Annotated in this window: 6 protein-coding genes; all 6 read right to left on the reverse strand. The window is 42.9% G+C overall.

Features of this window, described 5'->3' with window-relative positions; all coding sequences use genetic code 11:
- Positions 1-131, reverse strand: a 131-nt coding sequence (locus I6F66_RS08080; protein ID WP_231611860.1) for a GTP-binding protein, incomplete at its 3' end; no start/stop codon positions are given.
- A 62-nt stretch (positions 132-193) separates the two neighbouring features.
- Positions 194-2,308: an elongation factor G gene (gene fusA / locus I6F66_RS08085; RefSeq protein WP_165728275.1), complete on the reverse strand. Its 2,115-nt coding sequence runs from the start codon at positions 2,306-2,308 to the stop codon at positions 194-196.
- 27 nt (positions 2,309-2,335) lie between these two features.
- Positions 2,336-2,806: a 30S ribosomal protein S7 gene (gene rpsG, locus I6F66_RS08090; protein ID WP_010392135.1), complete on the reverse strand. Its 471-nt coding sequence runs from the start codon at positions 2,804-2,806 to the stop codon at positions 2,336-2,338.
- 97 nt (positions 2,807-2,903) lie between these two features.
- A complete protein-coding gene (gene rpsL / locus I6F66_RS08095) occupies positions 2,904-3,278 on the reverse strand; it encodes a 30S ribosomal protein S12 (RefSeq protein WP_008165517.1) in 375 nt (124 codons plus the stop codon).
- A 194-nt stretch (positions 3,279-3,472) separates the two neighbouring features.
- Entirely contained in the window at positions 3,473-7,648 is a 4,176-nt protein-coding gene (gene rpoC / locus I6F66_RS08100) for a DNA-directed RNA polymerase subunit beta' (protein WP_165740514.1), read from the reverse strand.
- Between the two features lie 104 nt (positions 7,649-7,752).
- Positions 7,753-11,778: a DNA-directed RNA polymerase subunit beta gene (rpoB, locus tag I6F66_RS08105; RefSeq protein ID WP_165740515.1), complete on the reverse strand. Its 4,026-nt coding sequence runs from the start codon at positions 11,776-11,778 to the stop codon at positions 7,753-7,755.
- Between the last annotated feature and the right edge of the window lie 186 nt (positions 11,779-11,964).

The following is an 11,964-nucleotide window of genomic DNA, read 5'->3' on the forward strand; positions in this document are numbered from 1 at the left end:
GCAACACCGCCGTATACTTTTGCAAGTACGTTAGTGATTGCTGCAGTTAGTGTAGTTTTACCGTGGTCAACGTGGCCGATTGTACCAACGTTTACATGCGGTTTTACGCGTTCAAACTTTTCTTTTGCCATCTTAAAAAATTCCTAATAAAGAAATTAAAGCCTGACTCACTATTGAGCCAGACAAGCTAAAATTATATAACAGCGCGAGCTGAAATTATTGTATCTGCAACGTTTTTCGAGGCTTCAGCGTACTTCACAAACTCCATAGAGTATGAGGCACGGCCTTGTGTTGCAGATCGTAAAGCAGTCGCATAACCAAACATTTCAGAAAGAGGAACTTGCGCATTAATTTGCTTAAGTCCACCTAATGCATCTTCCATGCCTTCGATTATGCCGCGGCGACGATTTAAGTCGCCAACTACATCACCCATATTTGAATCAGGAGTGAGTACTTCAACCTTCATTACTGGCTCTAAAAGTACAGGGTCAGCTTTACGCGCCCCATCTCTCATTGCCAGTGAACCTGCTATTTTAAATGCCATTTCATTCGAATCTACATCATGGAATGAACCATCATATAAAGTCGCTTTAACGCCAAGTAATGGGTAGCCTGCCAGTACACCTTGAGACATTTGCTCTTGGATACCTTTGTCTACCGCAGGAACGAACTCTTTAGGAACAGACCCACCTACGGTTTCGTTAACGAACTCGTAAATTGGTGACTCATCATCCGTAATGTCCATCGGTTCAAGTTTAAGCCAAACGTGACCATATTGACCACGACCACCTGACTGACGTATAAACTTCCCTTCAACCTTAACAGTTGAACGAATAGCTTCTCGGTATGAGACCTGCGGCTTACCAACGTTACATTCAACACTGAATTCACGTTTCATACGGTCGACGATGATATCTAGGTGAAGCTCACCCATGCCAGAGATTATAACCTGGCCTGATTCTTCGTCAGTTTGTACGCGAAAAGAAGGGTCTTCAGCAGCTAGTTTACCTAGCGCGATACCCATCTTATCTTGGTCAGCTATAGTGCGAGGCTCAACCGCAATAGAGATTACTGGTTCAGGGAATTCCATACGCTCAAGCGTAATAATAGAATTCGGATCACACAGTGTTTCACCTGTTGTTACGTCTTTAAGACCAATAGCTGCCGCGATGTCGCCTGCGAAAACTTCTTTGATCTCTTCACGAGAGTTTGAATGCATCTGTACGATACGGCCAAGTCGCTCACGCTTACTTTTTACTGGATTATATACCGTGTCACCCTGTTTAACAGTACCAGAGTAAACACGGAAAAAGGTCAAGGTCCCAACGAACGGGTCTGTAGCAATCTTAAATGCGAGTGCAGCAAACGGCGCTTTATCATTAGCAGGACGTTCTTCCTCAGTACCATTTTCTAAGATACCTTGGATTTGTTTCACTTGCTCTGGCGACGGCATATACTCAACAACGCCATCAAGCACAGCTTGAACGCCTTTGTTTTTAAATGCGCTACCACAAGTAACTGGAACAATCTCATTAGCTAATGTTCGTTGGCGTAAAGCATTTTTAATTTCTGCTTCACTTAACTCTTCACCTTCTAAGTATTTATCCATTAGTTCTTCTGTTGCTTCAGCAGCGCTTTCAACTAAATGAGAGCGCCATTCTTCAGCTAATTCCAGAAGTTCTGCCGGTATTGCCTCATATGAAAAAGTCATACCCTGGTCCGCTTCGTTCCAGTTAATCATTTTCATTTTTATGAGGTCAATAACACCTTTAAAGTCGTCCTCAGCGCCTACAGGCAACTGAATTGGAACAGGCGTTGCTCCAAGACGAGATTTCACCTGGCTAACCACTGCTAAGAAGTCAGCGCCCGTGCGATCCATTTTATTTACGAAGATCATTCTCGGAACTTCGTATTTGTTCGCTTGACGCCAAACTGTCTCAGTTTGCGGCTGTACACCAGATGAAGCACAAAGAACAACTACCGCACCATCGAGTACACGTAAAGAACGCTCTACTTCGATAGTGAAATCTACGTGTCCTGGAGTATCAATAATATTGATACGATGGGCGTCAAATTGAGCGTCCATCCCTTTCCAAAAACACGTTGTTGCAGCAGAAGTGATTGTGATACCACGCTCTTGTTCCTGCTCCATCCAATCCATAGTTGCAGCGCCATCATGTACTTCACCGATCTTATGAGAAAGACCTGTGTAGAACAGAACACGTTCTGTTGTGGTGGTTTTGCCTGCATCTACGTGAGCAACAATACCTATATTACGATAGCGCTCAAGTGGAGTTGTACGTGCCATATGATCCTCTTAAAGGTTAAAGACAGATTACCAACGGTAATGAGCGAATGCTTTATTCGCTTCAGCCATACGGTGAACGTCTTCACGTTTCTTAACCGCAGTGCCTTTGTTGTCAGCAGCGTCAACGATTTCTTGAGCTAAACGTAAGCCCATAGATTTTTCGCCACGCTTACGTGCAGCGTCTACTAACCAACGCATACCTAATGCGTTACGACGAACTGGACGTACTTCAACTGGTACTTGATAAGTTGAACCACCAACACGGCGAGATTTAACTTCTACCTGTGGGCGGATGTTATCAAGTGCAGTTTCAAAGATTTCTAGGTGCGACTTGCCTGATTTCTCAGCAGCCACGTCTAGCGCACCATAAACAATTTTTTCAGCAGTAGATTTCTTGCCGTCTAACATTACGATGTTAACGAATTTAGCAAGAAGTTCCGATCCGAACTTAGGATCTGGAAGAATTTTACGTTGACCGATTACGCGTCTTCTAGGCATTTTGTATCTCCGGTTTATTCAGGTTTGCTCTTTCGAGTCAATCACCCAAAACAATAATTATATATATTTAGTGCTTGGCCTTACTAACGGAATACAATTAGCCTTTAGGGCGTTTTGTACCGTATTTAGAACGAGCTTGACGACGATCGCTAACGCCTGCACAGTCAAGTGCACCACGAACAGTGTGAAAACGCACACCTGGTAAATCTTTAACACGACCACCACGGATTAGGATTACACTATGCTCTTGAAGGTTATGACCTTCACCGCCAATGTATGAAGTTACTTCGAAACCGTTAGTTAAACGTACACGTGCTACTTTACGTAACGCCGAGTTAGGTTTCTTAGGTGTAGTTGTATATACGCGAGTACATACACCGCGCTTTTGCGGACACGCTTTTAGTGCAGCTGAGTTACTTTTCGTAACCTTGCTACGGCGTGGCTTACGCACTAGCTGGTTAATAGTTGCCATTTAAATAGCTCCTGAAATTAAAATTACTACTGAAAAAAATAAAAAATCCGCCCTTTATTTACGAGCCTGCATTGAGCACACAAGTAAATGGGTGGCGGAATTTTAATGAGCAAAGTTTAACCTGTCAACCTAAACTAACCGTAAGACAGCATATAACTGCCTCACGATCACTTAATCTATTGATTAAGAACAGTTTATTGATTTCCAGACAAATCAGCATTTAGAGCGTCTGTAAGTGCTTGAGTTGCCTCTTCTGCACTTACTGTTTGCTCTTCTACTACTACTTTGCTTTGTTTACGGCGAGCCATACGTTCTTGATGATACGCAAAACCGGTACCGGCTGGGATCAAACGACCCACAATTACGTTTTCTTTAAGACCGCGAAGCTCATCGCTCTTACCATTCACTGCCGCATCTGTAAGAACACGTGTTGTCTCTTGGAAAGACGCTGCAGAGATGAAAGATTCTGTTGCTAGTGATGCTTTTGTGATACCCATTAACTGGATTTCATACTTAGCTGGTATCTTACCTTGTTTTTCAAGGTCACGGTTTGCGATATTAACGCGCGCCACTTCGATTTGTTCACCGGCTAAGAAGTCAGTATCACCGCTGTGTATGATGGTACATTTACGAATCATCTGACGGATAATTGTTTCAATGTGCTTGTCATTGATCTTAACGCCTTGCAAACGGTAAACCTCTTGCACTTCGTTAACGATGTAGTTAGCAACATGAGTCACACCACGTAGGCGTAAGATGTCATGCGGTGATTCAGGACCATCGGCGATAACTTCACCTTTAGACACTTGCTCACCTTCAAACACGTTAAGTTGACGCCACTTAGGAATCATTTCTTCGTAATGATCACCTTCAGCTGGAGTAATAACTAAACGCTTCTTACCTTTAGTCTCTTTACCGAAGCTAATAGTACCTGTGATCTCAGCTAATATAGCTGGTTCTTTTGGCTTACGAGCTTCAAATAAGTCGGCTACGCGTGGTAGACCACCCGTGATATCACGAGTTTTCGAACCTTCTTGCGGAATACGTGCTAACACGTCACCTGGGTTTGCTGTAACGCCGTCAATAACTTCAATCGTCGTGAATGAAGGAAGACGTGTTTCTTGCAGACCGCGCTCTTCACTTTCGATGATAAGCTTTGGTTCTTTCGTATTTACTTTAGCAAGATCTTTTACAACTACACGGGTTAAACCAGTTAGTTCATCAGTCTGTGCTTCAGTATTTGAATCATCGATATCGCTGAACGATACTTTTGACTTATGCTCAAGAACGATTGGGTGACTATGCGGGTCCCAAGTAGCAACGATGTCGTTACCTTGAACTTCCGTATTGTCTTGCACTGTTAATACCGCACCGTAAGGTACTTTATAGCGCTCTTTCTCACGACCATGACTATCAATGATAGTAATTTCCGTAGAACGAGAAGTAATAACAATCTTACCGTCTGTGTTAAGTACGTACTTAGAGTTATGAAGTTTTAATGTACCGTTAGTTTTAACTTGTACATTATTTTCTGCAGATGCTCTAGATGCCGCACCACCGATGTGGAAGGTACGCATTGTTAACTGTGTACCTGGCTCACCGATTGACTGTGCCGCGATAACACCCACTGATTCACCAGCGTTGATGATATGACCACGTGCTAGGTCACGACCGTAACAGTTAGCACAAACACCAAAGTCATTATCACACGTGATAACAGAACGTACACGAACTTCATCTACTGAGTGCTCTTCTAAAAGGTCACACAGTTTTTCGTCTAGCATGATATTACGTTCAACAAGTACTGTATTAGTACCTGGAATTACAATATCTTCAGCAACAACACGACCTAGAACACGTTCACGAAGTGGTTCTACAACATCACCACCTTCAATAAGCGGTTTCATTGTTAAGCCATCTTCTGTACCACAGTCATCTTCATTGATTACCAAATCTTGTGCAACGTCTACTAGACGACGCGTTAGGTAACCCGAGTTTGCTGTTTTAAGTGCTGTATCGGCAAGACCTTTACGCGCACCATGCGTTGAGATGAAGTACTGAAGTACGTTTAGACCTTCACGGAAGTTAGCTGTGATTGGCGTCTCGATGATTGAACCATCTGGACGTGCCATTAGACCACGCATACCCGCCAACTGACGAATCTGTGCAGCACTACCACGAGCACCTGAGTCGGCCATCATAAACACTGAGTTAAATGACGGTTGCTCTACTTCTTCACCTTGTGCATTGATAACTGTGTCTTTCGACAAGTTAGACATCATCTCACGTGATAAGTTTTCGTTTACACGTGACCAGATATCGATAACTTTGTTGTACTTTTCACCAGCCGTTACAAGACCTGATTGGAATTGTTGGTTGATTTCAGTAACTTCAGCTTCAGCTGATTCAATTATCTGTGCTTTAACCGGTGGGATAACTAAGTCATCAATACCGATAGAAACACCTGACTTCATTGCATAATGGAAACCGGTGTACATAACTTGGTCAGCAAAGATAACTGTATCTTTAAGACCTAAACGACGGTAACACTCATTCAATAAGCCAGAAATCTGCTTTTTACCTAGCGGCTGGTTGATTGACGCAAACGGCATGCCTTTAGGTAAAATTAGAGACAGAATTGCACGACCAACAGTTGTATCGATAACAGTGATAGTGTCTTCTACTACGCCGTCTTCGTTTTTAACTGATTGACTAATACGTACTTTCACGATTGCGTGAAGGTCTGCATTGCCACTGCGGTATGCTTTTTCTGCTTCTTTTGGATCTTTAAATATCGCGCCTTCGCCTTTAGCGTTAATGCGGTCACGAGTCATGTAATAAAGACCCAATACAACATCCTGTGAAGGAACGATGATTGGCTCACCATTCGCAGGAGATAGAATGTTGTTTGTTGACATCATCAATGCACGAGCTTCAAGCTGCGCTTCGATTGTTAACGGTACGTGTACCGCCATTTGGTCACCATCGAAATCGGCGTTGTACGCCGCACATACTAATGGATGCAAATGAATTGCTTTACCTTCGATAAGCACAGGCTCAAACGCTTGGATACCCAAACGGTGAAGTGTTGGTGCACGGTTAAGTAATACTGGATGTTCACGAATTACTTCGTCAAGTACATCCCATACTTCCGGAACTTCACGTTCAACCATCTTCTTAGCAGCTTTGATTGTCGTAGCCATGCCGCGACGTTCTAGTTTGCCATAGATGAATGGTTTGAATAGCTCTAGTGCCATCTTCTTAGGAAGACCACATTGGTGAAGCTTAAGTGTAGGACCAACTGTGATTACAGAACGGCCTGAATAATCTACACGCTTACCAAGTAGATTCTGACGGAAACGACCTTGCTTACCCTTGATCATATCAGCAAGAGATTTAAGAGGACGTTTGTTAGAACCTGTAATTGCACGACCACGACGACCGTTATCAAGTAGCGCATCTACCGCTTCTTGTAACATACGTTTTTCGTTGCGTACAATAATGTCTGGTGCTGCTAAATCTAGTAGACGTTTAAGACGGTTATTACGGTTAATAACACGACGGTAAAGGTCATTTAGATCAGACGTCGCAAAACGACCACCGTCTAATGGTACTAATGGGCGTAGATCAGGTGGCAATACTGGAAGTACTGTCATGATCATCCACTCAGGGTTATTACCTGATTGGTGGAACGATTCCATTAACTTAAGACGTTTAGTGATTTTTTTACGCTTAGTTTCAGAGTTAATTGTTGGTAACTCTTCACGCATCTCAGCAATTAATTGAGCAAGATCAAGTTCACGAAGCAAGTCTAAAACTGCTTCAGCACCCATCTTAGCTTCAAATTCATCACCATGCTCTTCTAGTGAATCTAAGTATTCTTCTTCACCTAATAGCTGACCACGCTCAAGCGTTGTCATACCAGGCTCAGTTACTACGAATGATTCGAAGTAAAGAACACGTTCAATATCACGAAGCGTCATATCTAGCATTAAGCCAATACGTGACGGTAATGATTTTAAAAACCATATATGTGCAACTGGGCTCGCAAGGTCGATATGACCCATACGATCGCGTCGCACTTTAGTGAGTGTTACTTCAACGCCACACTTTTCACAGATCACACCACGGTGTTTAAGGCGTTTATATTTACCACATAAACACTCATAATCTTTCACTGGGCCGAAAATACGGGCACAGAATAAGCCATCGCGCTCAGGCTTGAAAGTACGGTAGTTAATAGTCTCAGGTTTCTTTACTTCACCGAATGACCATGAACGAACCATGTCTGGTGAAGCAAGACCAATGCGAATTGCATCGAATTCTTCGGTCTTATTTTGTTGCTTCAGAAACTTAAGTAAGTCTTTCACCTTAGCTCTCCTGTCGGAGTTAATCTTGAGGACGGATAATTTCGTCCCTACATTCTATTCAGCCGTAACAGATGCTGCAGCGTTAACTGCAGCATCTAATTGGCTTAATTTTCTTCCAACTCGATGTTGATACCCAGTGAGCGGATTTCTTTCAACAATACGTTGAACGATTCTGGCATACCTGGTTCCATTTTATGGTTACCATCAACGATGTTTTTATACATCTTAGTACGACCGTTCACGTCATCCGATTTCACTGTTAGCATTTCTTGTAGAGTGTAAGCAGCACCGTAAGCTTCAAGTGCCCATACTTCCATCTCACCAAAACGCTGGCCACCGAACTGGGCTTTACCACCCAGCGGCTGCTGAGTAACAAGGCTGTAAGAACCAGTAGAACGTGCATGCATTTTATCATCAACTAAGTGATTCAATTTAAGCATGTACATGTAACCAACAGTTACTTGACGTTCAAACTGATCGCCAGTACGGCCATCATAAAGTGTAACCTGACCACTACGAGGATAGCCCGCAAGCTCAAGCATGTCTTTGATTTCGCTTTCTTTCGCGCCATCAAATGCAGGAGTAGCTATTGGTAAACCACCTTTTAAGTTTTCAGCTAGACGACGAATTTCGTCATCAGTGAAGCTAGCAATATCTACAACTTGGCGAGATTCGCCAATTTCGTATGCTTGCTTGATGAAGTCACGTAGCTCATGAAGCTCACGTTGTTCTTTCATCATCTCTTCAATACGTTCACCGATACCACGTGCAGCAAGACCCATATGTGTTTCAAGGATCTGACCGATGTTCATACGTGATGGTACACCTAGTGGATTCAATACGATATCTACCGTACGACCTTTGTCATCGTAAGGCATATCTTCTACTGGTACGATAGTCGAGATAACACCTTTGTTACCATGACGACCCGCCATTTTATCACCCGGTTGGATACGACGTTTAACAGCTAGGTATACTTTAACAATCTTAAGTACGCCTGGTGCTAAGTCATCACCTTGGGTAATTTTACGACGTTTGTTTTCAAACTTCTTATCGTATTCAGCTTTAAGCTCATCGTATTGTGCAGCTAGTTGCTCAAGCTCAGCTTGCTTGTCTTCTTCAGCAAGACTTTGCGTAAGTACTTTTTCAGCATTTAGAGATGCAAGTTTATCTTCATCAAAACCAGCAGCTATAAGTAGCTTACGTGCACGGTCTAAAACGCCTGCTTCTAAAATACGGAACTCTTCGTTGAAGTCTTTCTTCGCTTCGCGAAGCTGCATGTCTTCAACTTCTAACGCGCGTTTATCTTTTTCAACACCATCACGGGTGAAAACTTGCACGTCAATTACAGTACCAGTTACAGAATTTGGTACACGTAAAGAGCTGTCTTTAACGTCAGACGCTTTTTCGCCGAAGATAGCACGCAGTAGCTTCTCTTCAGGTGTAAGCTGTGTTTCGCCTTTAGGAGTCACTTTACCTACTAGGATATCGCCGCCTTTAACTTCAGCACCAATATATACAACGCCTGATTCATCAAGCTTGCCTAGTGCAGATTCACCCACGTTCGGGATATCTGCTGTGATCTCTTCTGGACCTAATTTAGTATCACGGGCAACACACTGTAGCTCTTGAATATGGATAGTCGTTAGACGATCTTCTTCAACTACGCGCTCAGATAACAAGATTGAATCTTCGAAGTTATAACCGTTCCATGGCATGAATGCCACGCGAAGGTTTTGACCAAGGGCTAAATCACCTAAGTCAGTCGAAGGACCATCTGCTAACACGTCACCACGAGTAACCGGTTCGCCAACCATACAAGTTGGTTTTTGGTTAATACATGTATTTTGGTTTGAACGTGTGTATTTGGTTAAGTTGTAGATGTCGATGCCCGCTTCACCAGGGATGCGTTCTTCTTCATGTACATTTACAACGATGCGACTTGCGTCAGCATACATTACTTCACCACCACGTTTAGCAACGATAGTTACACCAGAGTCTTTCGCTAGTGTTAACTCAATACCAGTACCTACTAACGGCTTATCCGCTTTCAATGTTGGTACTGCTTGACGTTGCATGTTTGAACCCATCAATGCACGGTTAGCATCATCGTGTTCTAGGAACGGGATAAGTGCTGCCGCTACAGAGATCACCTGTTGTGGTGATACATCCATATACTGCTGGTCCATGCGACCCATAAAGGTAGATTCACCTTTGTGACGACATGGGATAAGTTCATCAACAAACTCATTGGTTTCAGTTAAGTTTGAATTCGCCTGTGCGATAACAAACTGACCTTCTTCAATGGCTGATAAATAATCAACTTCATCAGTTACAACACCGTCTACCACTTTGCGGTAAGGTGTTTCTAAGAAACCGTAGTCATTTGTACGTGCGTACGTAGACAATGAGTTAATTAGACCGATGTTTGGACCCTCAGGAGTCTCGATTGGACATACGCGACCATAGTGAGTTACGTGAACGTCACGTACTTCAAAGCCTGCACGTTCACGAGTTAGACCGCCCGGACCTAATGCAGAGATACGACGTTTATGCGTAACTTCTGATAGTGGGTTATTTTGGTCCATAAACTGTGATAACTGAGACGAGCCGAAGAACTCTTTAACCGCTGCCGAAATAGGCTTAGCGTTAATAAGATCTTGTGGCATTATCGCGTCAAGGTCACCTAAGCTTAAACGCTCACGTACAGCACGTTCAACACGTACTAGACCAACACGGAATTGGTTCTCAGCCATTTCGCCAACACTACGTATACGACGGTTGCCTAAGTGATCGATATCATCAACATCGCCTTGACCGTTACGAATAGCAATTAATACTTTCATAACAGACACGATGTCTTCTTTGCTTAATGTACCAGGGCCTGTGTCTGTATCGTAACCAACACGGCTATTGAACTTCATACGACCTACAGTAGATAAGTCATAACGTTCTTCAGAGAAGAACAAGTTCTGGAATAAGGCTTCAGCCGCGTCTTTCGTCGGTGGCTCGCCTGGGCGCATCATGCGGTAAATTTCTACTAGTGCTTCTAAACGGCTGCTTGCAGAGTCAATGTTCAAAGTATTTGACATGTAAGCACCGCTGTCCACTTCATTGATATATAACGTATCAATTTTAGTGTAACCGGCTTTAACCAATTCAGCCATTAGCTCTAGAGTTAGCTCGTCATTTGCATTTGCAATAACTTCACCAGTTGACTCATCAACATAGTTTTTAGCTACAATACGGCCAATGATGTACTCATGTGGTACTTCTAATTGCTTAATGCCTTTCTTCTCGATGCTCTTGATGTGGCGAGCCGTAACACGACGACCGCTTTCAACAAATACTTCACCGTCTTCGCTCTTGATATCAAAAGCGGCAGTTTCACCACGTAAACGCGAAGGTACAAGTTCCATAAGAACTTTACCGTTCGTTACTTCAAACGTAGTGTTATCGAAGAACATATCTAGGATTTGTTCGCTAGAATAATCTAGTGCACGTAGGATGATAGACGCCGGTAATTTACGACGGCGGTCAATACGTACATATAAGTTATCTTTTGCATCAAATTCGAAGTCTAACCATGAACCACGGTAAGGTATAACGCGTGCGTTATATAATACTTTACCCGATGAATGGGTTTTACCGCGGTCGTTATCAAAGAATACACCAGGGCTACGGTGTAGCTGAGAAACGATAACACGCTCTGTACCATTGATTACAAAAGTACCGGTATCTGTCATGAGCGGAATTTCGCCCATGTAAACTTCTTGCTCTTTAATGTCTTTAACTGTGCCTGGTGCTTCTTTGTCCATAACAACAAGACGCAGTTTCACGCGAAGTGGAGCAGAATAAGTCACACCGCGAATTTGACATTCTTTTACATCGAAAACTGGCTCACCAATACGGTAACTTACGTATTGAAGCTCAGAATTTCCCGAGTAGCTTTTAATAGGGAACACAGAACGGAAGGCAGCTTCCAAACCATGATCGCCATCAGCGTCCGGCACTAAGAATTTTTTAAACGATTCTAACTGTGTAGACAGTAAAAAAGGTATATCCAAAACTTGTGGACGTTTACCAAAATCCTTACGGATACGTTTCTTTTCAGAATAAGAGTAAGCCATGGGGTTCCTCAGCTTGCTGATCTTTGACCCGACCTGTTCTTGTAAGAACAGACTTAACTGGCAGCTATGCCAAGATTTTACAACATTTAACTGTTGTTCTAATTAGATCCCACTTTAACACTAGCAAACTATAAAGCGTTGAAAGTAAAGAAAAAATCAGATTTTATTTGAACTAAAAGAGTGCAT

It is taken from the genome of Pseudoalteromonas sp. NZS100_1 (genome assembly GCF_015864285.1).
Taxonomy (GTDB): domain Bacteria; phylum Pseudomonadota; class Gammaproteobacteria; order Enterobacterales; family Alteromonadaceae; genus Pseudoalteromonas; species Pseudoalteromonas arctica.